Annotated in this window: 18 protein-coding genes and 2 pseudogenes; 4 read left to right on the top strand and 16 right to left on the bottom strand. The window is 72.2% G+C overall.

The window, feature by feature from the left end; translation table 11 throughout:
• Window positions 1–47 precede the first annotated feature (47 nt).
• The 9 genes and pseudogenes from MXD60_RS03735 to fdxA form a co-directional block, all read right to left on the bottom strand.
• Window positions 48–1,688 (bottom strand): lipopolysaccharide biosynthesis protein, encoded by a 1,641-nt coding sequence (locus MXD60_RS03735; protein WP_248817521.1) that lies wholly within the window; start codon window positions 1,686–1,688, stop codon window positions 48–50.
• The gene (locus MXD60_RS03730) at window positions 1,685–2,701 is read right to left on the bottom strand and encodes a glycosyltransferase family 2 protein (protein WP_248817520.1); all 1,017 of its coding nucleotides are present in this window, start codon (window positions 2,699–2,701) and stop codon (window positions 1,685–1,687) included. Before MXD60_RS03730 ends, MXD60_RS03735 begins: the two co-directional genes overlap by 4 nt.
• Window positions 2,698–3,759: pseudogene (locus tag MXD60_RS03725) on the bottom strand (glycosyltransferase); the annotation flags it as partial. The pseudogene MXD60_RS03725 and the gene MXD60_RS03730, both read right to left, overlap by 4 nt.
• A gap of 321 nt (window positions 3,760–4,080) precedes the next feature.
• A pseudogene (locus MXD60_RS03720) lies at window positions 4,081–4,785 on the bottom strand (glycosyltransferase family 2 protein); the annotation flags it as partial.
• Window positions 4,786–6,670: 1,885 nt separating this feature from the next.
• Window positions 6,671–8,401: a sugar transferase gene (locus MXD60_RS03715; RefSeq protein WP_248817519.1), complete on the bottom strand. Its 1,731-nt coding sequence runs from the start codon at window positions 8,399–8,401 to the stop codon at window positions 6,671–6,673.
• Between the two features lie 705 nt (window positions 8,402–9,106).
• Window positions 9,107–10,177, bottom strand: coding sequence for a succinyl-diaminopimelate desuccinylase (gene dapE / locus MXD60_RS03710; protein ID WP_248817518.1), 1,071 nt, complete (start codon window positions 10,175–10,177; stop codon window positions 9,107–9,109).
• A 103-nt stretch (window positions 10,178–10,280) separates the two neighbouring features.
• A complete protein-coding gene (locus MXD60_RS03705) occupies window positions 10,281–11,123 on the bottom strand; it encodes a 2,3,4,5-tetrahydropyridine-2,6-dicarboxylate N-succinyltransferase (protein ID WP_248817517.1) in 843 nt (280 codons plus the stop codon).
• A gap of 87 nt (window positions 11,124–11,210) precedes the next feature.
• Window positions 11,211–12,911 carry a succinyldiaminopimelate transaminase gene (gene dapC / locus MXD60_RS03700; protein WP_248817516.1) on the bottom strand — a complete coding sequence of 567 codons (1,701 nt, stop codon included), beginning with the start codon at window positions 12,909–12,911 and terminating at the stop codon, window positions 11,211–11,213.
• A 59-nt stretch (window positions 12,912–12,970) separates the two neighbouring features.
• Entirely contained in the window at window positions 12,971–13,294 is a 324-nt protein-coding gene (fdxA, locus tag MXD60_RS03695) for a ferredoxin (protein WP_248817515.1), read from the bottom strand.
• Between the two features lie 85 nt (window positions 13,295–13,379).
• On the opposite strand from fdxA, the gene MXD60_RS30195 reads away from it, so the two are divergent.
• Both MXD60_RS30195 and MXD60_RS03690 read left to right on the top strand, forming a co-directional pair.
• Entirely contained in the window at window positions 13,380–13,820 is a 441-nt protein-coding gene (locus tag MXD60_RS30195) for a putative acetyltransferase (RefSeq protein ID WP_518467283.1), read from the top strand.
• On the top strand, window positions 13,817–14,788 hold the full coding sequence (locus MXD60_RS03690) for a transglutaminase family protein (protein WP_248817514.1): 972 nt from the start codon (window positions 13,817–13,819) through the stop codon (window positions 14,786–14,788). Before MXD60_RS30195 ends, MXD60_RS03690 begins: the two co-directional genes overlap by 4 nt.
• Window positions 14,789–14,824: 36 nt before the next feature.
• On the opposite strand, the gene MXD60_RS03685 is transcribed toward MXD60_RS03690, so the two are convergent.
• From MXD60_RS03685 to MXD60_RS03660, 6 genes are all read right to left on the bottom strand, one after another.
• Window positions 14,825–15,391, bottom strand: coding sequence for a flavin reductase family protein (locus MXD60_RS03685; RefSeq protein WP_308222361.1), 567 nt, complete (start codon window positions 15,389–15,391; stop codon window positions 14,825–14,827).
• Between the two features lie 153 nt (window positions 15,392–15,544).
• Complete coding sequence (locus MXD60_RS03680) at window positions 15,545–16,120, bottom strand: DUF6113 family protein (RefSeq protein WP_248817513.1); 576 nt, start codon at window positions 16,118–16,120, stop codon at window positions 15,545–15,547.
• A 54-nt stretch (window positions 16,121–16,174) separates the two neighbouring features.
• Window positions 16,175–17,212 (bottom strand): S1C family serine protease, encoded by a 1,038-nt coding sequence (locus MXD60_RS03675; RefSeq protein ID WP_248817512.1) that lies wholly within the window; start codon window positions 17,210–17,212, stop codon window positions 16,175–16,177.
• Between the two features lie 120 nt (window positions 17,213–17,332).
• Window positions 17,333–18,214, bottom strand: a complete 882-nt coding sequence (gene mshB, locus MXD60_RS03670) for an N-acetyl-1-D-myo-inositol-2-amino-2-deoxy-alpha-D-glucopyranoside deacetylase (protein ID WP_248817590.1) — start codon at window positions 18,212–18,214, stop codon at window positions 17,333–17,335.
• Between the two features lie 153 nt (window positions 18,215–18,367).
• Window positions 18,368–20,203 carry a translational GTPase TypA gene (typA, locus tag MXD60_RS03665; RefSeq protein ID WP_248817589.1) on the bottom strand — a complete coding sequence of 612 codons (1,836 nt, stop codon included), beginning with the start codon at window positions 20,201–20,203 and terminating at the stop codon, window positions 18,368–18,370.
• Window positions 20,204–20,494: 291 nt separating this feature from the next.
• Window positions 20,495–21,025, bottom strand: coding sequence for a (deoxy)nucleoside triphosphate pyrophosphohydrolase (locus MXD60_RS03660; RefSeq protein ID WP_248817511.1), 531 nt, complete (start codon window positions 21,023–21,025; stop codon window positions 20,495–20,497).
• A 258-nt stretch (window positions 21,026–21,283) separates the two neighbouring features.
• Between MXD60_RS03660 and MXD60_RS03655 the strand changes: the two genes are divergently transcribed.
• Complete coding sequence (locus MXD60_RS03655) at window positions 21,284–21,583, top strand: 4a-hydroxytetrahydrobiopterin dehydratase (RefSeq protein ID WP_248817510.1); 300 nt, start codon at window positions 21,284–21,286, stop codon at window positions 21,581–21,583.
• A gap of 146 nt (window positions 21,584–21,729) precedes the next feature.
• Here the strand turns inward: MXD60_RS03655 and MXD60_RS03650 are convergent, their stop codons facing one another.
• Window positions 21,730–22,161 carry a DUF952 domain-containing protein gene (locus MXD60_RS03650; protein WP_518467280.1) on the bottom strand — a complete coding sequence of 144 codons (432 nt, stop codon included), beginning with the start codon at window positions 22,159–22,161 and terminating at the stop codon, window positions 21,730–21,732.
• Between MXD60_RS03650 and MXD60_RS03645 the strand changes: the two genes are divergently transcribed.
• Entirely contained in the window at window positions 22,151–22,705 is a 555-nt protein-coding gene (locus MXD60_RS03645) for a hypothetical protein (RefSeq protein ID WP_248817509.1), read from the top strand. The two genes, MXD60_RS03650 and MXD60_RS03645, sit on opposite strands and share 11 nt — an antisense overlap.
• Window positions 22,706–22,847 lie beyond the last annotated feature (142 nt).

The following is a 22,847-nucleotide window of genomic DNA, read 5'->3' as shown; positions in this document are numbered from 1 at the left end:
TGCCTCTGCCACCGAGGTCGCGGCCACCGAACTCGCGGCCGGCCGGATCAGGTGTCATCGTCGATCGCCTTTCGTCGGGCCCCACGCCCGCGGCGCGGCCGCGGGCCGCCGCCCGCTCCGGTGATGCCGGCCAGCGCGGCCGCCGGCGGCGCGTGCCGGGAGCGCAGCGGCAGGAAGGCCGCCAGCCGCGGCAGGACGAGCAGCCCGACGGCGACGTCCGCGGCGAGGTACCCCAGGCCGAGACCGGTCAGCCCGTGGCGGGTCAGGCCCAGCCAGGCGCCGCCGAGTTCCGCGACGCCGCAGACGATGCTGATCGCCACGGCCTCCAGCAGCCGGCCCGTCACCCGGGCGATCGGCAGGTACGCCGAGACCACCACGATCGGGATCAGGCTCAGGGACAGCAACCGCAGCAGGTTCGCGGCCTGCGCGTAGGCGGGGCCGAACACCATCAGCAGCGGGTGGGCGAACAGCAGGATCACGACGAGGACGGGCACGAGCAGCATCGCCTGCCGGCGTAGCGCCGTGCGCAGCAGGGAGGGGATCTGGGTCGGGTCGACGGAGCCGTGGACGAGCAGCGACGAGCCGAAGTTGAAGGCGATCATCCGCAGGCTGTACGGCACCATCCAGGCGATGTAGAACACCGCGTTGCCCGCGGTGCCCAGGTGCGCGACCACGATCAGCGGCAGCAGGTTCGCGCTGGCCACGCCGACGAGGTTGCCGATGTGGCTGCCGCCGACGAAGCGGGCGACGGTCGGGACGTCCCAGCCCGGCGGCCCGGGTGGGGCCGCCGCGGCGAACCGCGGCAGCACCCGGCGCCAGACCACCAGGTTGACCACGACGATGAGCAGGGCCACCGGCAGCAGCCAGGAGGCGAACACCGCGTACCCGCCCCCGCCGACGAACAGCGCCACCAGCGCGAGCCGCATCAGCCCGAACGCCAGGTTCTCCACCGGCACGAGCACCGCGGCGCCGAGGCCGAGCAGCACGATGTCCTGCAGCGCGAACACCGACCAGGCACCGACCGACGCCGGGTACCACACGAGTCCCTGGCCGGGGTTGCCGCCGAACAGGTCGGAACCGAAGGCCAGCACGAACGGCACGGCCGCCGCCGCGCTGACCACCGCGACAGTGACATAGCAGCCCCACACCAGCCGCCCGGCGGACCGCCCGGCGCCGGGCAGGAACCGCTGCAGCGCGGTGTGCAGGTCCAGCGACGCGATCGCCGAGATCAGCGCCAGCCCCGAGGTGAGCCCGGCGGCCTGGCCGACGACGTCGCGCGGGTACAGCCGCGCGGACAGCACGTAGCAGAGCAGCCCGGTCAGCGCGTTGCCGACGGAACTCGCCGTCAGCGCGTAGGCGTCGAACACCAGCCGCCGGTCGCGGGCCGCCGGCGGGTCCGGGGTGGCCACGCCCGCCGGCGCGTCGTGCTGGTCCGGTCTGGTCCGGACCCGCCGGATCGGCGTGGTCGGCGGCGCGACCTGGCTGTCCGCCCTGGCCCGGCCCCGCGGGACCGGCAGGGTCGGCGGGGCGCCGTCCCCGTCCGGCCGGGACCGCAGCCGGGAGATGCGCATCGTGGCGGGGTCGATCTCGCCGACCCGCCCGGCCGGCCGGGCGGGCGCCGGGCCCGGCCCGCTGGCCGGCTCGGCGGGGACCCGGTGGCCGGAGCTCGGGATTCCGAGGTCGGTCATGGCGCGGGCATGCCGTCCGGTCGGCGGCGGTGCAGCACGCCGCGGAGCCGGCCCAGGGCGCTGCCGCCGCCGCGGGGCGCGACGACGTGGGTGACGAACAGCCCCCAGGCGGCGATCCCGGGCCGGGCCCGCACCGCCGCGCGGGCGGCGACGCGCAGCGCGCCGACCCGACTGCCCTCGGACAGGGCCATGAGCGCGGTGACGGCCAGCAGGAAGTCCCCCCGGGCCCGCGGGCTGCGCAGGGTCTCCTCGGCGAAGGCCTCGCTGCGCCGCCAGCCGCCGCGCGGCTGCGACGCCGACGTGCCCGGCGGGTGGGACAGATAGCGCACGAGCGGGTCGGGCAGCATGATCACCCGCACCTCGGGATGGCGCGCGGCGCGGATCACCCACTCCCAGTCCTCGTGCAGGGTGCGGTGCACGTCCCATGGCACGGCCCGCAGCAGCTCCCGGTCGCACAGGAGGGTGGACGAGCCCATCCCGAACCCGCTGTCCCGCCGCAGCGAACGACGGAACAGGAACTCCGCGACGTCCTCGCCGGGGCCGTGCATCGCGCGCCGCGGGGCCACATCGAGAACCGCGCCGGCGTCGTTGACGAGCAGCACCGGGCAGGAGATCAGCGGCAGCCGCGCCGAGCGGCGGGCCAGCCGGTAGGCGGCGACCTGCCGTTCCAGCTTGTCCGTCAGCCACTCGTCGTCATCGTCGAGGAACGCGACGAGATCTCCGGTCGCGTGCCGGGCACCGATCATGCGGGCGCCCCCTGGCCCGGCGCCGCCGCCGGTGGTGACGATGTCGACCAGCGGCTCGTCGCGCACGTCGGGCGCCAGCCCGTCGCCGTCCGGGCCGTCGACCACCACGACGATCTGCGCGGGCTGGCAGGTCTGCCCGGCCACGCTGCGCACGGCCGCGGCGAGGCTGGCCCGTCCGACTGTCGGGATCACCACCGTCACCGCGAGCTCATCGACAGCACTGGTCAGCTCCGGCGTGGTGGCGCCGCTGATGCCAGGTGCCGTCATGCGGCGGTGTCGGCGAGGTCCGCGGGTCGCGCGCCGCCGACCGGCTCGGGCCGCCCTGCACCGCCCAGCAGTCCGTCGAACAGGTCCTGGTAGCGGCGCGCGGTCTCGGCCCACGAGGTCGGGTCGGGGTAGTGGCGGCCGCACCGCGCCGGCAGCTCGCGCAACGCGGCGAGCAGGGCGGGCACGTCGGCCGGCGGGACGAGGGTCGCACCGGGGTACTGCCCCGCGATCTCGGTGAGCCCACCGACGTCGGTGACGACGACCGGCAGACCGGCCGCCATGGTCACGTGCAGCGGCCCCGAGGCCGAGGACCGTCGGTAGGGCAGCACCACGGCGTCCGCGTTGGCGAAGTGGGAGTTCACCTCGACATCGGTGACGTACCGGTTGACGAAGACGATGCGGTCGCGGTGGCGCGAGCGTTCGATCATCCGGGCCGGCAGGGTGTGACCTTCCCAGGTCTCACCGACGACGGTCAGCCGGAATCCGGCCGCCTCCTCGTCCGTGAGCATCTCGAAGGCGGAAAGCAGGTCCTCCAGGCCCTTGTACGGCCGGATGGTCCCGAAGAACAGCAGGTTGGTGACCCCGTCATGCCGACGCGGAGCAGGCACGCCGGCGCTTCCCGCGTGCTGCCCGTACGGCCCGTGCGGAATCACCGCGACCGGCCGGCCGAGGTTTCCGAACCGCTCCCGCACGGCGGCGGCGTCATGCTCGGAATGCACGACCATGGCGTCGGCCCGCCGCAGGAGCGCCGGAAGGACCCGGTCCACATAGGCGGCCACGCCTGGCCGGGTCGCCTCGCCGGTGTCCTGCGTCTCGTGGAACTCCACGACGACCTTGGCGCCCCGGGCCCGGGCGAGCGCGGCGATGGCGAGGTAGCTGTGCAGAACCGTTCCGGTCCACCACTGCAGCACGACCACGTCGGGCCGCTCCCGGCGGAGGAACGCGAGCGCCCGCGCCATCGTCGGTCCCCAGAACCAGTCGACACCGTCGAACACCGGGACGGTGTCCGGATACCGCTGATTGACGATGGACGCGTCGCCCACGCGGGCGCGCCCGGGATAGAACCTGGCGGGCAGCAGGCGACGCATGAGTACCGTCGAGGTGCGCAGGTTCTCGGTGCGGTCGAACGACTGGGTCAACTGGTGGGTGTAGTAACTGATACCGGAGACGAACTCCCAGCCGGACCCGACGATGCAGACCCGCGGACCCGCCGTCGCCGGCCGGCCCGCGGCCGCGCCGTCAGCACCCGCCACGTCTGTCGGACCGACTGTGGCCACGGTGCTGACCGTGCCGCCGGTGCTGACCGTCGTCACCGACGCCGGTCGCGCGGACGGCCGGCGGCGCAGGCGCGTTCCGTCGGCATCCGTCCGCCGCTGCCGGGACTCGACGAGAATCGTCCGCAGTACCCGCAGGCCGTCCGAGAAGGCATTGAGATTGCTGACGCCGAACATGCGCCGGTGCTCGAAGCTCGGCACTTCGGCGACCTGTAGGCCGGCCCGGGAAACCCGCATGTTGATCAGGGTCTCGACCTCGAAGCCGTCACCCCACTGGCCGGCCGTGCCGTGCTCGCCCGGGTCGAGGGCGAGGAACGGCAGGCAGTGCCGCCAGAAGGCGTTGTAGCCATAGCAGAGGTCGGAGTAGTTGCTGCCGATCAGGGTGTTGACCAGCCCGTTCAGCGCGGCGTTGCCCGCGCGCCGGAACCGGGTGATGTCGCTGCTGCCGCCGCCCGCGCGGAACCGGGAGCCCTTCGCGTAGTCCGCGCCGGCCGTCAGCGCGGCGACGAACGCGTCGATCTCGCCCGGGTCCGCGGAGCCGTCCGCGTCGAGCATGACGATGACGTCACCGGTGGCGGCGGCGAAACCGCAGGCGAGCGCATTTCCCTTGCCCCGCCTGGTCTGGTGGACGATGACCGCGTCCGGTCGCAGCGAACGCGCCACCTCGATGGTGTTGTCGGTCGAACGACCGTCGACAACAATGATTTCGGCGTCCGCCGGAAGTCTGGCGAAGACGTGCGATAGGTTTCGCGCCTCGTTCAGCGTAGGAACGACAATACTGATCGACGGCGCGCCGTCGGAACTACTCAACGCTTCACCCCGATTACAAACATTGGTTCGCGATCCGTATCTCAGCCAGAGATCGCGCGGACAGCGTAGAGGCGTAGGCCTGGAACGGCCGCCGCTGGCAGAAAATGAGCGCGCCGAAATCCCTCTCGGCTGCGACTTCCCCCTCGCCCCCGCCAGCGAAGATATTCCTCGACTTGGCGAAGATTCGTCAAGATTCCCCGTCTTGGCGCAAAGCGTAGCACGGAGGCATGCGCCACTCCGGTGACACTCAGCACACCTTGTACCAGCTAGATGCCAACCATGTTAATAAAGGATCAGCGTGGAGCGCGGCGGAACGGCGGGCGGCGATGCCGACAGCGGCAGCCGACCCCCGTAGCCACAACGACCTCCACCGATCATCGAGAATTCGATCGTGACCGGCCACACCGAACTTTCGACCCTGCAACGAGCCAGAGAATTTCACCTTCCGTCGCGGCGCCCGTGCGGAACGACTCGATTGTGTCTCGCGTCACCGTCCCGCTCGCAGAACACCACACAGGCAGCACCGCGGGTTACGAGTGGTCAGACCCGCCATAAGTGCATGTCAGCGCGCGAATCGGCCGACAGGGGTCGGGCTGCCGCGAGATCCAGCACTCCGCAACACCCGATCAGAAATCTGCTGCGCCGCAGTCTCCGCTCCCATGTCGAACAGATTTTGTTTATTTGCTCGTTTCCGAAACGCCCCAGACCAAGGGTCCCCGTCCAGGTACACCCCGCCAAGGGTGAAAACCCCTTCGATCGCACGCATCGGCACCGCAAGGATCACCCGCGCCACCACAGCGCCGAGGCCGGTCGATCGAGGCGCCGTCCCGTCAGCGCTCTATCTGGCGCCGCCTCCACCCCGGCAGGCTCCCGTCTCCCCCTGAGAACGGCGCCCGGGCCCGTCCGAGCCGATCCGGGCCAGCGCCCACAGCGGCCTCGCCGGGGCGGTGTCGACGATCGGTCGCCCGGGACCCACCGGACAGCGACTCGGGCAGCCACACCGGCCGACGGGGCGGCCTGGACGGCACACTCGCCGCCGTCGCAGCGGTCACCGCCGACCACACGTTCCCCAACCCGGGCGTTCCCGGCGCCGGTGGCCACCACGCATCGAGACCTCCGACCGCGAACCCAGGCCCCGGACACCACCGTGGACGATGTCATCGCTGGAGAGTGGGAGCATATTTACTATGGGTGACACGAATCGCAATGAACAGATCCACCCAGGCGGTCACACCAGATTGTCGATTGACTCCCCGGTGACAGCGAGGCAAACCTCGAGATACCGCCCGACCGCCACCTCGGGCCGCCTACCCGGGCCAGGCCAGGCCATTGGCCGAGCCGATACGATGGGAGTCCGCCGAACAGCTTGACCTTCAGCGATGTTGATGAATCTGACGAGTTCACCCGCCGTGCGACCTGGGTTTGCTTTCCACTGTCAATGAATGCAGCTTGACGGACGTGCGGGCAGTCTTCGCCACGCGCCCAGAAGACCGCCCCTTTCGCCGACGACGTACGCATGGTGCGGACGCGACACAGCAGAGACCACGGGACGCGGACAGCGCCGCACGTTCCCGCCCCCCAACCACTTTTGCGGCCAGGGGACGGCTACCCGTACCCCGGGCACAGATTCTCAGGCGAGACGGGCAGGCCGCCGCTGCGCCCTGGCTCGCCAAAAGGCGCGGAAACCAACCTCGGGGCGGAGATGACTGCCCCTCCGCGCCGTTTTACCGGCGCGCTACCCGGAAAGTCGCACCACGCCGAGTTCCCAGGCGGCCGTGGACGCCGAGAACCACCAGGCAGCCAGGCAGCCAGGCGCTCCGACGGCCGCCTGGACATATCGCTGGAAGTCCTCATCGCCGTGGCCGGCACGCGGCAATGATTGTGCTCAGTACGCACCCTCGCGGCGGAGCACGGCGAAGACGGTGCGCCACAGAATGTAGAAATCCAACGGAAGCGACCAGTTCTGGACATAGCGCAGGTCGAGGCGGACGGACTCGTCCCACTCGAGATCCGAGCGGCCGCTGATCTGCCACAGGCCGGTGAGGCCGGGCTTGACCATGAGCCGGCGGTGGACCTCGTCCTCGTACTTGGCGACCTCGCTAGGCAGCGGCGGACGGGGTCCCACCAGCGACATCGTGCCGTTGGCGATGTTCAGCAGCTGCGGCAGCTCGTCGAGCGACCACTTGCGCAGGATCTTGCCGACCCTGGTCACCCGCGGGTCATCGCGCATCTTGAACAGCAGGCCCTCGCCACGTTCGTTGAGGGACTCCAGTTCCTTCTTGCGCTCCTCCGCGTCGATGTACATCGAGCGGAACTTGAACATCGTGAAGTGCTTGCCGTCCAGTCCCACCCGGACCTGACGGAAGATCGCCGGCCCGCGGCTGGTCAGCCGCACGGCGAGCGCCAGGGTGATGAACAGCGGTGAGCACAGCAGCAGGACCGTCAGCGCGACGCTGCGGTCGAACAGGCCCTTCACCGCCCGGCGGGCACCGGAGAGCTCCGGCTCCTCGATATGCAGCAGCGGCAGGCCGGCGACCGGGCGAATCGAGATGCGCGGGCCGGTGACGTCGGTGAGCGCGGAGGAGACGAGCACGTCGACGTCGCTGCCCTCGAGCATCCACAGCACCCGGCGCAGCGTCTCGCCGTCCATCTGCGGACTGATGGCGACGGTGGTGGCGTGGGTCGCGCGGATGGCGGTGTGCAGGCTTTCGGAGGTCCCGACGATCGGCACGCCCAGCAGGTCGAAGCCGCCGCGGTCGGAGTAGTCATGACTGTGCCGACCGGGCGAACGGTCGAGCACCACGCCGACGACCGACCAGCCGGCCGACGGGTCGCGCCGGGCCAGCCGGACCAGGGACGCCGCGGAATCGCCGGCGCCGACGACGAGCACCCGGTGCAGACCACGGCCGTTGCGGCGCATCCGGTGCAGGTAACCGCGGGCGGCGAAACGGCCGAGCACCGTGAGCACCAGGGCGGCCGGGAAGGCGATGAGGACGTAGGCACGGGCAAGCTCGGCCTTCGTCGCGTACGACACCACGGCGACGACAGCGGTGAGGTGCGCGGCGGCGTTGAGGATCCGGCGGAACTCCTCCGAACCGTTGCCCAGGAACCGGCTTTCGTAGGACCGGCCAAGGAACAGGGAAAACACCCAGACCAGCGGCAACACGACGGACATCACCAGGTATGGCGTCACCGACACGGGCTTCAGGTCGAACTTGACCAGCCCACCGAACCGCACCAGGTAGGCCACGCCGGCGGCGACCACGCAGGCGGCGGTGTCCAGAGCTAACAACAGCCAGCTGTACCTGCGCTCCCACGGCACGCGAGCCCGGTAGCCGTCGAAGGAGACGCCGTCGAGCTCCGGCGTGGAGCCGGCCCGCCGCCCGGTGGACGAGGGCCGACGATGATCCTTCGCGGCCTCGGCCTCGGCGGCGACCGCGGCGGCCCGCGCGTCGACAGGGTCGAGGACCGCGGTGCGCACGCGGATCCGCTGCATCGGAATGGTGCGATCCGAAGGGACCAGGTCCAGGGCGTCCTCGTCGAGCTCGCCGGGCAGCGACTCAGGCCCGGTCAACGGGTGCTGGAAGGCGCCCAGCAGGCTACCAGAATCGGGCATAACGGGCTTTTTTTCGGATTTGGACTGTCCGGGCTGGGCCATCGGATCATCATGTGCGTCGATCCTGCCGCGGCTGAAGACAGTGTCCGTCATCTGGCAGACCCTCCACGGTCACGACCCCGCCAGGCGGCAAGGACAGAGTGCGGGCCGGGCGGCATCAACGGCGCCAAGCAGGGCCGATGCCCCGACGATGCGGATGGGCGATGTACCTGGCCAACGACCGAGCCCCCCCAGACCCGACGACGCGCCGGTCTGGCGGACTTCGTCCGGCCGGCACTGTATGTACACGACAACTCTAACGTCCCGGCATTGGCAGATCTACGGAGGTATCACAGGATGGATCGTTGACGTGACAAAAATCGCTGCTCGGCCAATTCACGGAAAAATCCGCGCGGACCAAACTTACTCCGTCAACGGTCGATCCGGCAGGACTCAAGCACCAAACGCGACGGACGCCACGTAGCGGGATGAATCGCCGGGAGTGAAGGACATCCATGCAGGTCACCGACCTCGCACAGGAATCCCGGCCGATGCGTCAGGACGGGCCAGACCCTGAATTTCCCCCACACACCAAGACCTACTGCCAACCAACAGCCCGAAATGCCCCACGGTCCTGCCATAGGCAGGTGACAGGTTCCGGAACCGTGCAGCGACGAGCGAGGCAGGGGTCGACGGAAGGTCAGCCATCATCACTCAGGGTAGCTGCTAGCTCAGGTAGTCACGCAGCAGCCGCTCGCCCGCGTCGATCGCGGCGAGTTCGACGTACTCGTCCCGGGTGTGGGCGAGGTTCGGGTCGCCCGGACCGTAGTTCAGCGCCGGGATGCCGAGCTCGGCGAAGCGGGCGACGTCCGTCCAGCCGTACTTGGCCACGGGGGTACGGCCCGTGGCGGCGACGAACGCCGCGGCCGCGGGCGCGGCGAGACCGGGGGGCGCGCCGCCAGCGAGGTCGGTGACCGCCACGTCGTAGCCGGACAGCACCTCGCGGACATGGGCGATCGCGCCGTCGCCGGTCCGGTCCGGGGCGAAGCGGAAGTTCACCGTGACCCGGCACTCGTCGGGGATGACGTTGCCGGCGACGCCGCCCTCGACCCGGACCGCGGACAGGCCCTCGCGGTAGGTGCAGCCGTCCAGCGTGACACTGCGCGGCTGGTAGTCGGCGAGGCGGCGCAGGACCTCGCCGGCCTTGTGGATGGCGTTGTCGCCGAGCCAGGAGCGGGCCGAGTGGGCCCGGGTGCCGGACAGTGTCACGACCACGCGCAGCGTGCCCTGGCAGCCGGCCTCGATCTCGCCGGCCGTCGGCTCCATGAGGATCGCGAGGTCGCCGTCGAGCCACTCGCGGTGGCGCTCGGCGAGGCGCCGCAGGCCGTTGCGGGCCGCGGTGACCTCCTCGTTGTCGTAGCAGATCCAGGTGATGTCATGACGCAGCGCGCCGGGGTCGGTCAGCGGGAGGGTGGCGGCCAGCCGCAGGGCGATCGCCACCCCGGCCTTCATGTCGGAGGTGCCGCAGCCGTAGAGCCGGCCGCCGTCGAGGCGCGCCGGCAGGTTGTCGGCGAGCGGGACGGTGTCGAGGTGGCCGGCGAGCACCACCCGGGACGGCAGGCCCAGCGAGGTCCGGGCGACGACCGCGTCGCCGTCGCGGTCGACCCGCAGCCCGGGGATCCCGGTGAGGGCGTACTGCACCGCGTCCGCGAGCGCGGCCTCGTCGCCGCTGACGGAAGGCACGTCCACCAGGCACCGGGTGAGTTCCCCGACCGGGGCGGTGAGCTCCAGCTCCATGCCGTCACCCTATGACCCGCCCCGGCCGCGCTCAGCGGGCGACACCCAGCCGGAGATGCCGGCCGGCGAACACCCTGCCAGCGAACACCCTGCCGGCGAACGCTCAGCCGGCGACGCCGTGCTCGCGCAGGACGTCGTTCAGGGCGAGCTTGTCGTGGATCTCCCCCTCGGCGAGGGTGCGCAGGACGAGGATGCACGGCATCCCGAAGTCGCCGGCGGGGAACGAGCGGACCCGGGTCGAACCGACGGCGACCGCCCGCGCGGGGATCTCGCCGCGCGGGTACTCCTCGCCGGTGGTCGCGTCGAAGACGTGGGTGGAGGCGGTGAGGATCGCCCCGGCGCCGAGCTTCGCGCCGCGGCGCACCCTGGCTCCGTCGACGACCATGCAGCGGCTGCCGACGAAGGCGTCGTCCTCCACGACGACGGGCACCGCGTTCGGCGGCTCGAGCACCCCGCCGAGGCCGACCCCGCCGGACAGGTGCACGTTGCGGCCGACCTGAGCGCAGGAGCCGACCGTCGCCCAGGTGTCGACGAGGGTGCCGGTGCCGACGTAGCCGCCGATGTTGGTGTAACTCGGCATGAGGATCGCGCCGGGCTCGATGTGCGCGCCCCAGCGGACGATGGCCCCCGGCACCACCCGGACGCCGTCGAAGCGGGTCTTCAGCGGCACCCGGTCGTGGAAGTGGAAGTCCCCGGCGGACGACTCGACCATGGGCAGGACCTTGAACGACAGCAGGATGGCCCGCTTGGCCCGCTCGTCGACGGCGACGGAGCCGTCCGCGGTGACGGTCGCGACCCGGGCGTCGCCGGCGTCGATGGCGTCGACGGCGGCCACGATGGTCTTGCGGGCGTCGACGTTCTCGGGGCTCAGGTCGGCCCGGCGTTCCCACAGCTCGTCGATGACGGGGTCGATCGGGGAGTCGATGGCGGTGTTGGAGGCGCTCACAGGCCCGACCCTATGAGGTGGCGGGGCCGGCGGGCCACGGCTGGCCGCCGCGCGCGGGCCGGATCCCGGCCGGCGCGCGGCGCCGGCTCAGCGAATGTCGGGCTCACCGCGCCAGGTACCGGCGGCGTCCTCGTCGGATCGGGCGGGGGGGCGGTCATAGCGGTCCGCCGGGTCGGCGCCGTAACCGCCGGGGCCGGGCTTCGCCTGCCCCGGACGGCGACGCAGGGCGTGGTAACGCGACGCCTGTTCGTAGTCGCCTGACTGGCCCTCGTATCCGCTGCCGGGCTGGGCGCCGTAACCGCTCGCCGGGCCGCTTTCGTATCCGCCTGGCCCGGTCTCGTATCCGTTCGGGCGGGTGTCGTAGGCGTCCGGTCGGTTCTCGTAGCCGGCGGGGCGCATTTCGTAGGCGCCGGGCCGGGCCTCGTAACCCGACGGACGGGCGTCGTACGCCGTCCGCGGGTCTCGCTCCTGGCTGGGCCGCGGGTCCTGACCGCGCTGGGTGTCGTACCCGGGCGCGGGCTCGTACGGCACCGGCGTCGGCGACGTGTGCGGGTAGCCGGCGGCGGGGCCGTAGCCGGCCTGCTGCTGAGCCGCGGCGGGATAACCGCCGCCCCCGCCCCCGCCCCCGCCCTGCCCCTGACCCGGCGGGTAGCCACCAGCAGCGGGCTGGGCCGAGGCGGCACCGAGCTGGTGCGCGCCGGCGTGGCTTGGCGCGGCGGCCGGCGGGATCATCGTCATGCGCTCGGGAACGGTCGCCACCTGCGAGTCCGGCGCCGTCAGGGCGACCCGGACGTGCTGGCGGCCGGCCTCGCCGTAGAACGTCCCGGGCGCGACCAGGACGCCGACGCCGGCGAGGGCGTCGAGCGTCGCCCAGGCGTCCTCGCCGCGCGTCGCCCACAGGTACAGGCCGGCCTCGCTGTGATCGATGGTGAAACCGGCGACCGACAGCGCCGCGGCGAGCACCGCGCGGCGGTTCGCGTACCGGGCCCGCTGGTCCGCGACGTGCAGGTCATCGGCGTACGCGGCGGTCATCGCCGCCTGCACCGGGGTCGGCATCATGAACCCGGCGTGCTTGCGGACGGCGAGCAGCCCCGCGACGAGATGCGGGTCGCCCGTGACGAAGCCGGCCCGGTAACCAGCGAGGTTGGACCGTTTCGACAGGGAGTGCACCGCGAGCAGGCCTTCGTGCGAGCCCCCGCACACGTCGGGGTGCAGCACGGAGACGGGCCGGGCCTCCCAGCCCAGCTCGATGTAGCACTCGTCGCTGGCGACGATCACACCCCGCTCGCGGGCCCAGCCGACGACGGCCCGCATCTCCTCGACCGTCATGACCCGGCCCGTCGGATTGCCCGGGGAGTTCAGCCAGACCATGGTCACGCCCTCGGCGGGCCCGACCACGGGTTCGCAGCGGGCGAGCAGCGCCCCGACCTCGTAGGTCGGGTACGCCGGCGTCGGCACCCAGACCCGGTCGCCCGGTTCGAGGCCGAGCTGCCCCGGCAACTGGGCGACCAGTTCCTTGGTACCGAGCACGGGCAGGACGGCACCCGGATCGACGAGGACGCCGAGGCGGCGGGCAAGCCAGCCCGCCGCCGCCTCTCGAAGATCCGGTGTGCCGACGGTCTGCGGATAACCTGGCGCGTCCGCGGCGCCGGCCAGCGCCTGTTGCACGACGGCCGGCGTGGAGTCCACCGGGGTTCCGACGGAGAGGTCAACCAGACCGTAGGGATGCGCGCGTGCCTTCTCCCGGAAGGCAGCGAGCTGGTCCCAGGGGAAGTCTGGCAGCCGCACGCGGGAACGAGCCGGTGACCGCAGGACGCCGGGGGTGTTGCCCGGCCTCCCAGCGCCGCTCAGGACTCGCCCTGGGGGGCCAGCGCGGAAACCGCCGGCGGGTCGAAGCTGAGCGCGCCGACCTTCGAGGCGCCGCCGGGCGAGCCGAGCTCCTCGAAGAAGTTCGCGTTGGTGTCGGTGTATCCCTTCCACTGGTCGGGAACATCGTCTTCGTAGTAGATGGCCTCGACCGGGCAGACCGGTTCGCATGCCCCGCAGTCGACGCACTCGTCGGGCTGGATGTACAGCATCCGACCGCCCTCATAGATGCAGTCGACCGGGCACTCCTCGATGCAGGCCCTGTCTTTGACATCGACACAGGGCTCCGCGATGACGTAGGTCACCGGATGTTCCTCCTCGGGCTCACGGGCGACTGAGTCCCTAGTATCGACATGGACCGTTCCGTGTCGACAGCAAGGGCGTGCGCAGGTGGTGTATGTCGTCCGCATCACTCGGGCCGACATCGGCGCGCGAGTCATGATCCGGCGGCGTATCCCGGGTCCGGTACCTCTCAGTGACGTGCTCGGGACACTGCGGTCATGGTCATCGCGCGTGCTGACGGTCGAAACGGCGGAAGGTTCTGCTGTTCAGATTACCGAGGATGACCTCGTCGCGGCACGCGTTATCCCCGCCCGACCGCCCAGGCGGCGGTCACGCGCAGTCGCCAATCTCACAGACGATGGTCAGTTGAGCGGTACAGGGACATCAGCCGACCTGCCAAATCCCGCCACCTTCGGCCGAACCCAGCCGGTGGACCGCGCGACAATTCCTCCTATGACCCTGCCGGATGCGACGTACACGGACACGGGGTACCCGGAGTCGGGATCCCCGGGCTACGGGGAGCGCCTACGGGGAGGTGAGCCGAGGTGAGCGACCGCAGCCGCCGACGGTTCGCCGAGATCGTCCGCCGGGAGCCCGTCGACCTGGCCGCCGCCTGCCACCTGCTCGCCGCCGAGGCCGATGCCAGCGCCGACACCCAGGACCCGGCCGTCACGTTCGACCTGCTCGACACCCTCGCGGCGCGGGCCCGGCCAAGGTTGGCCGCCCGGGCCGGAACGGCCCCCCGCTTCCCCCGGGTGGAGCACGGCTCGTCCACCGGCCCGCAACCCGCCGTCGGCACCGGTGGCGCGGCGGCCCAGGCCGGCAGCGGCGGCGATCCGGTCGGGCGCCTCGGTGAGGTCGGCCGCTTCGGCTCGCTCACGCCCCGGTCCGCCGCCGAGGCCCTGCACGAGGCGCTGGGGCTCGACGCCGGCTTCGGCGGCTCCGAGGAGGACTACACCGATCTGCGTTCCTCCCTGCTGCCCGACGTGCTGCGCCGCCGGCGCGGGTTGCCGATCCTGCTGTCGGTCGTGTGGCTGGAGGTCGCCCGGCGGCTCGGTGTCGCCGCCTACCCGGTCGGCCTGCCCGGGCACGTCATCGTGGCGGTCGGCACGCCCGAGGACTACGTTCTCGTCGATCCGTACGACGCCGGTCGGCTGCTGACGATCCACGACGCCGCCGCGAAGGTCCGCGCGGCGGGTGCCGCGTTCAACCGGAGCCAGCTCGCGCCGATGGAGCCCCACGACGTGCTGGCCCGCATCCTGGGCAACGTGCGGGTCCTCGGGGCTCGCACGGACGCCCCCCGCACCCGGCTGTGGGCGGTCGAGCTGTCGCTGCTGCTCCCGCATCACCCGACGAACCTGCGCCGGGAACGCGGCGAGCTACGGGTGCGCCTCGGCGACTTCCTCGGCGGCGCGCGGGACCTCACGGCCTTCGCCGACACGGTCGCCGCGGTGGAGCCCACCGCAGCCGCGGCCGCCCGCCAGGCCGCCGCCGCGGCCCGCGCCAGACTCAACTGACGCCAGGCAGCGAGGACCCGCGCCGCGGCGCCCGGGTCAGGCCGGGCCGTTCGGACCGGTCCGAACGGCGACGGGCTCGACGTAGTCGCCCTGGTAGAACACCAGCGGCCCGGCGTCCTCGTGCCGGCGGTCGAGGAACACCACCTCGCCGATGACCAACGTGTGATCCCCGCCGGGATGGGTCGCGACCGTCCGGCACTCGAACACCGACAGCGCACCGTCGAGCAGAACGACGCCGGTCTCGGGGCCGATCGCATGCGCCCACCGCGCGAACGGGTCGGGCAGATCGTGCGCGCGCTTCGCGAAGAACCGGGACGCCTCGGACATGTCGGCGGCCAGCACCGAGACACCCCAGACGCCCGCCGCGAGCAGTGGGTCGTGGAAGCGCGCATCACGGCGGACGCTGGCGAGCACGAGCAGCGGGTCGAGGGAGACGGATACGAACGAGTTCGCCGTCATTCCCAGATGACGCTCGCCCGCCAGGGTGCTCAGCACCGTCACGCCGGTCGCGAAGCGGCCCACAGCCTGGCGAAACTCACCCGCTTGCAGGGGTGCCCGGACGGCGGACGTCCCGGCGCGGATCTCTGGCGGCAGGCCTCCCACCCGCTTCACGCTACCGTCGCGATCCCACGCGGCGCCCACGGACAACGAGTTCGGTGACATCGAGCACATCGAGCACAGCGAGCGCGCCGCGGCCCCGCTCATCCGAACGGCGGCAGGTCGCGGAGCTGCGGCCCACCGGTGGCGCCGAGGTCCTCAGCGCGGCGGCGGAAGGGCGGTCAGCCCGCGCCGCGCCCTGCCGACGGCCGTCACGACCACCGGGCTCAGGCCTCCGACCAGCAGGAACGTGTAGCCCGCCGCGTTCGCGCGCAGCAGCAGGTCGCCCTCCGGCCGGGCGGCCGAGAACAGCAGCACGACCGGCACCCAGCCGATCAGCACGGTCATCGGCCCGAGCCGCGTGCCGGTCAGCCAGCGCACCAGCAGCGCCGCCGCGGCGTTGCCGAACAGTGCCAGTAGCAGGCCCACAGCGATCACCGTGCCGCCGAGGCCCGGCCCGGCCGGCAGGAGGAAAACGCCGTAGAGCCCAAGCCCCAGCCCCAGCACCACACCCAGGACGTACGCGGCGCCCAGGAAGAGCCGCCCGGGCTCGGGTTCCGCGCCCCGCCCGGCGGTACCCGGGACGACGCCGGCGGACGTCCCGACCTCGGGGTTTGCGGTACCGGGGCTCCTGCGGCCGCCGGTCCGCGCGCCGGCGGCCGGATCCGCGGCGGGCGGCCGCGGCGACCGGGCCTGGGGCGGCGTGCGGCGAGGCTCGGAACCGGGACGGGGCATGTCTCGACACTAGGACATCCGGCGGCTGATCCCACCTCGGCGGCACATCCCCGATCAGCTGGTGACGAGCTCCCGCGGAATGGCGATGACGTCGACGAGTGCACCGCGCCGCCAGACCGTGAGCTCCACCGGCTGCCCGATCGTGGTCTCCGTCAGCAGCCGCTGCAGGTCCCCCGGGGTGACGACCGGCCGACCGCCCAGCGACAGCACGAGATCACCGGTGAACAGGCCCGCGCTGCCCGCCGGGCTGCCGACGACGACCTCCGCCAGCCGGACGCCGTGCCGCTGCCCGGTGCGCTCGGCGACCGCCGGCGGCAGCGGAACCCGCGCCCCGGCCACGCCCAGGTAGGCACGACGGACCCGGCCGTCCCGCATCAGCGCACCGAGGATCTTCAGGGTGGTCGTGTTGATGGGGACCGCGAGGCCCAGGCCGACGCCGGCGACGGCGGTGTTCACCCCCACCACCCGGGCGTCCGCGGTGACGAGCGCGCCCCCGGAGTTACCCGGGTTGAGCGCCGCGTCGGTCTGGATCACCTCGTCGACGATCCGGGCGGCCGTGCCGGACCTGGTCGGCAGCGAGCGGCCCAGGGCGCTGACGACACCGGCCGTCACGCTGCCGGTGAGGCCCAGCGGATTGCCGACCGCGACGACCAGCTGGCCGACGCGCAGGTCCGCAGCATCGCCGAGGACAGCGGCCGGCGGGGTCGCCCCGCGGGTCCGCAGGACGGCCAGGTCGGACAGGGGATCGGCGCCGACGACGTCGAAGTCGCGCTCGGTGCCGTCGGAGAACTGGGCGAGCCCGGCCGGGCTGCCGGCGCCGCCCGGGTGGCCCTCGACGACGTGCGCCGAGGTGAGCAGGAACCCGTCGTCGGTGAACACCACGGCGGCGCCGGCGCCGGTGCCGCGGCTGGTCCGCACCCGCAGGCTGGCCACGGACGGGATGAGCTCGGCCGCCACCCGGGTGACCACGGCCGAGTAGGCGTCGAGCGGCGTCTCGGCGGCCGGGCCGGGCACCGGGTCGACGCGAGGCTCGGTGGGCTGGTTGGGATCAGTGGGATCGATGGGGTTCTGTCCGCTGTTGCTGACGTGCATCCGACCTCCCGGACCGCACCCTCCCTTACGGGGATTACAGCGTTACAAACGAGCAGGGCTTCGCATCGATTCCCCGGCGTTCGCCGGGATGGCCCGCCCGGGCCCCGCCCCGCTCCCGGGTCAGAGGCTCACCCCGGCGAAGAAGTCCGTCTCCCGCCCGTCGGTGCCGGCGCCGGGGCCGCGGGTGCCCGCGGCCAGGACGAAGTGCTCCGCACCCCAGGCCCGCTGGCCGATGCCGTCGGCGAGCGCGAAGAAGAAGCCGTCGACGGCCATCTGGGTGCGGTGCGCCCGCATCGCCGCGATCTTCGCGTCGAAGTACTCCGGCGCGACGATCTCGGTGGTGAGCTTGGCGTCGTCGGTGAGGCGCACCGGGAAGTCGTCCAGGTTGTCGAGCCCGGCGAAGGGGTTGTTCGGGGCGTCCGACCCGCGGAAGTGCTCGAAGCCCTCGAGGGCCCAGGCGCGCGCCAGGGCGGTTTCGTACCGCTTGGCGACCTGCCAGGCGGGGCCCGCGTCGGGGGCGAAGGCGGGGTCGGCGGCATCGGTGAACGCCCGCGCGGTGAGATCGTGGGCGCGGATGTGGTCGGGATGACCGTAGCCGCCGAACGAGTCGTAGCTGACCAGCACGTGCGGCCGGACATCACGGACAATCCGCACCAGCTCGGCGGTGGCCTCGTCGAGATCGGCCTGCCACAGGGAGCGCGGGTGGTCATTGGCCGGGGTGCCCATCATCCCGCTGTCGCGGAAGCGGCCCGGGCCGCCGAGGTATCGGTGGTCGGTGACGCCGAGCGCGGCGCAGGAGCCGGCCAGCTCGCCGATCCGGTAGCCACCGAGCTGGTCGCCGAGGTCGGCGCGGAGGTTCTCGAGCTCCGGGACGAGCACCTCGCCCTCCTCGCCCAGCGTGCAGGTGACGAGGGTCACGGAGGTGTCCGGGGCGGCGGCGTAGGAGGCGATCGACACTCCGGTCGAGATGACCTCGTCGTCGGGGTGCGCGTGGACGAACATCAGCCGGCGGGTCGCCGGCGGACGGTGGGCCGGGGCCGGCTGCGCGGCGTCGGGCGTCATGTTTCCGACCCTATGACCCGCCACCGACAGAACCACCTCGGACGTCCCCGCCCCCGGGCGTGACCGGGGGCGGGGACGAACGGACGGACTGGCTCAGCGGCGCCGCGAGCGCAGCTTCTCGCGCTCCCCGGAGGACAGCGCCACCTTGCGTATCCGGACGAAGCCCGGCGTGACCTCGACGCACTCGTCCTCGCGGCAGAACTCCAGCGCCTGCTCCAGGGTCAGGACCCGGTGCGGGGTGAGCCGGACCAGCTCGTCGCCGGTGGACGAGCGCATGTTCGTGAGCTTCTTCTCCTTCGTCGGGTTGACGTCCATGTCGTCCGCCCGGGAGTTCTCACCCACGATCATGCCTTCGTAGACCTCGATCGTCGGCCCGACGAACATCGTGCCGCGCTCCTGCAGGTTGAACAGCGCGTACGCGGTGGTCGGGCCGGAGCGGTCGGCGACCATCGAGCCGGTGGAGCGGGTGCGCAGCTCGCCGAACCAGGGCTCGTAGCCTTCGAAGACGTGGTGCAGCAGGCCGGTGCCGCGGGTCTCGGTGAGGAACTCGGTGCGGAACCCGATCAGCCCGCGGGCCGGGACCAGGTACTCCAGCCGGATCCAGCCGGTGCCATGGTTGATCATCTGCTCGACCCGGCCCTTGCGCAGCGCGAGGAGCTGGGTGAGGGTGCCGAGGAACTCCTCCGGCGCGTCGATGGTGAGGCGCTCGACGGGCTCGTGCACCTTCCCGTCGATCTCGCGGGTGACGACCTGCGGCTTGCCGACCGTCAGCTCGAACTCCTCGCGGCGCATGAGCTCGACGAGGACGGCGAGCTGCAGCTCACCGCGGCCCTGGACCTCCCAGGTGTCGGGCCGCTCGGTCGGCAGCACCCGGATCGACACGTTGCCGACGAGCTCGGCGTCGAGGCGGTTCTTCACCAGCCGGGCGGTGAGCTTCTTGCCCGAGCGGCCGGCCAGCGGCGAGGTGTTGATGCCGATCGTCATGCTGATCGACGGCTCGTCGACGGTGATCACCGGCAGCGGGCGCGGGTCCTCGACGTCGGCGAGGGTCTCGCCGATGGTGATGTCCGGGATGCCGGCGATGGCGATGATGTCGCCCGGCCCGGCCTCCTCCGCGGGAACCCGGTCCAGCGCCTGCGTGATCAGCATTTCGCTGATCTTGACGCGGGTCTGGGTGCCGTCGGCACGGCAGAGCATCGCCGCCTGGCCTCGGCGGATCGTGCCGTTGTGCACCCGGCACAGCGCGAGGCGGCCCAGGTACGGGGAGGCGTCGAGGTTAGTGACCAGCGCCTGCAGCGGCGCCTCCGGGTCGAACGACGGCGCCGGGATGGTCTCGAGCAGCACGTCGAACAGCGGCTTGAGGTCCGGCGAGTCGGGGCTCGACCCGTCGGCCGGGCGGGTCGTCGAGGCGCGGCCGGCCTTGGCGTTGCAGTAGACGATCGGGAAGTCGATCTGCTCCTCGTCGGCGTCGAGGTCGAGGAACAGCTCGTAGGTCTCGTCGACGACCTCGGCGATCCGGGCGTCGGAACGGTCGACCTTGTTGATCACAAGAATGACCGGCAGCCGGGCCGCGAGCGCCTTGCGCAGCACGAACCGGGTCTGCGGCAGCGGGCCCTCGCTCGCGTCCACCAGCAGCACGACACCGTCGACCATGGACAGCCCGCGCTCGACCTCGCCGCCGAAGTCGGCGTGCCCCGGAGTGTCGATGATGTTGATCGTGAGATCGCCATGGCGGATCGCGGTGTTCTTCGCCAGGATCGTGATGCCCTTCTCACGTTCCAGGTCCATCGAGTCCATGACGCGGTCAGTCAGCTCGACATGCTCGCCAAAGGCGCCGGACTGGCGCAGCATGGCGTCGACGAGAGTGGTCTTGCCATGGTCGACGTGGGCAATGATGGCCACGTTACGAAGATCGGCACGTGTGGACACGGTGAGGCGCTCCGGGGCGGACATGGGGCTCTCAACCCCGCAACAGACGGACAATGGCACCGCACATGGGGCGGTGCCCCGGCACGACGGCGCGCCCGCCAGCGGTCACTGCCCGCCTGGCGACGCTCGTACCACAACCCATGGTACGGATCCCTCGCCCCGGCTTGCTCGTGCCACCACTGCCCGACCCGGTCCGGACACCTCCAGCACATCCGTTCGTCATCCACGGCCGCATCGCCGGGGGCCGCCCCGGCCAGACCCGATCGGCCGGCCCCGGCGAGGGCGGACGGCTCAGGTGCCGGGCCAGTCCAGTGGATCCTCGCCGGTCAGCACCTCACGCAGGCGCTCGACCAGCGGGCCGTCGGCGGGCATCCAGGCGACGTCGTCCAGTTCGGCCGCGGCCAGCCAGCGCAGCTCGTCATGGTCCACTATCCGGGGATCGCCGCAGGTGACCCGACCGAACCACACCCGCAGGACCCAGCCGGGCCGCGCCAGGTTCACCTCGCCGAGCCACGGCCCGACCTCGATCTCGACGTCGAGCTCCTCCCGGCACTCGCGGACCAGCGCGTCCAGGGCGCCCTCCCCCGGCTCGACCTTGCCGCCGGGAAACTCCCACATCCCCGCGTAGGCCGGTGGCTCGCGGCGACGCGCGGCGAGCACCCGGCCCGCGTCGTCCAGCAGCGCGGCGGCGACCACGAGCCGTCCCGGCGCGGGAGCGTAACCGGCTGTGGGCTCGGCAACATCGGCCTGGCCGCCACGCGTTGCGCCGCGCACCGGCGGGGTAGGAGCACAGGCACCCGGGCCGTGTACATCCGCAGTCATGCTGCCGGACTCTCCCAGACTCCGACTGTTCGTGGACGCGTTCCCTGCGGATCGGGACGGAGGACCGGATGGTGCCATCCGAGGGCGGCAGGCCGCGGGCGGCATCCGTGACAGGTACGGCACGGCTCCCTCCGGCGCGCCGCCGACGGGAGAGCACCGCGATCGGCTAGGCACGCAACGGAGTCATCCCGGCCCGCGCCCACCGCGCCGCCGGGCCGTCGAAGAGCACGAACGAGGACGACGAGAGAGGGCAGCAGCATGCCGACCAGACTGGACACCGCCGAGGTTGCCGACACGCTGGTATCGCTCCCCGGCTGGCTCGGTGACGCCGACCGCCTCCAGCTGGAGATCATGGTCGACGGCGACGAGGCCGACGCCATCTCCACCGAGGTCATGCGGGCCGCCGACGAGATGGACCACCACCCGACGATCGACCGCGGCCCCGGCACCCTGACCTTCACGGTCTGGACGCACTCCGTAGGCGGCGTCACCGACCTCGACATCACCCTCGCCCGCCGCATCTCCCAGCTCCTCCAGTCGGCCGGCGTCTCCTACTGACCCGTCCGCCCGCGCGCCACCGGCGGCTGGCCGCGCCGTCTCTTCCGCAGCGAAAGCCTGTGGAGGAGACAGGAAGCCCTCTTCCCACGCGCCCCCGCGCCGATCCGCGTCGCGGCCACGGCTGACCGGTCGCACCCGGGCCGATCTCACCAGAGGGCGGGCGGCGCGGCGAACGTGCCGTCCGCCGCCGGCGGAAACGGGAGGACGGCCTCCACCGCGCCCGCGTCGATCGGCCCGTACAGATGCGGGAACAGCTCCCCGGCGGCCGGCGGCGCGCCGTTCGACCCGCCGGCCGGTTCGGCGGGGGGCTCCCAGCGCAGCGGCGCGTGCAGCCGCGAGGGGTCGACGACGACGAGCAGCAGGTCACCCCGCCCCTGGTAGAACCGATTCGCCGTGGCCGCGACCTGCTGCGGCGTCGAGAAGTGGATGAACCCCTCGGTACCGAGGCTCGCCGGTCGGTAGGCCGCCGCCCCGACCGCCCACGCGGACCGCCCGCCCAGATGGCAGATCATCTGCTCGCCCGCCCCGTTCGCACCCGCCCCGTTCGCACCCGCCCCGTTCGCACCGTTGTCCGCCATCTGCGCCGCCCTCCCCCGGCCGCCCGCGGTCCCGCCGCGATGGCCGGAATCCGCCTGGGCGCCCCATGCCTGGGTTCTACCCCGCGCGGCCAGCACCGTCTCCCCACCGGTCGCGCACCGGACAGCCCCGACCCGCCCCAGAAGATCATCACCCCGACTCGTCCGCCTGACCCACGAGCACAGCGAGATCCAGGCTGGCGCGGACCGGGACCGCCGCCGCATCGAGGCGGGCGACCCGAACGTCATCGTCGAGACCTGGCCCCCCGGCCGAACACCCCCACGGCTCGCGCATCGCCTGATGCCCGCCTTCGCGGCTCGCTGGGTCGACCATGCCCGCGAGCAACGCGGCAGCCTCCCGGTCAACCCCCGCGCCAGGCTCGACGAGATGCTCCACCAGCTCCTGCGGGACCCTCGAATCGGCACCTGCGACAAGCGCACCGACCAGTGGACGACGAGCTACGACCGGGGACGAGGAGTGATCCTCTACACGATCGAGGGGCGGTGGCTCACCCTCACGGTCCTGCGCGTTCTGTGGCTTGGCTGAAACGTGCCGGGACGAGTCCGTCGGGGGGGGGCGGGGGGGGGGGCCCCCCCCGGGGGGCGGGGGGGGGCGACCGGGTAGCGGGCGACCAGCTGCCAGTCATCGGTATCGGTGCCGTACAGAACCCCGAGATGGGCGCGCACCG

Origin of the sequence: Frankia sp. AgB32 (assembly GCF_023243045.1) — a bacterium.
In the GTDB taxonomy this organism is placed as follows: domain Bacteria; phylum Actinomycetota; class Actinomycetes; order Frankiales; family Frankiaceae; genus Frankia.
This window is presented reverse-complemented; position numbering and strand designations above follow the sequence as displayed.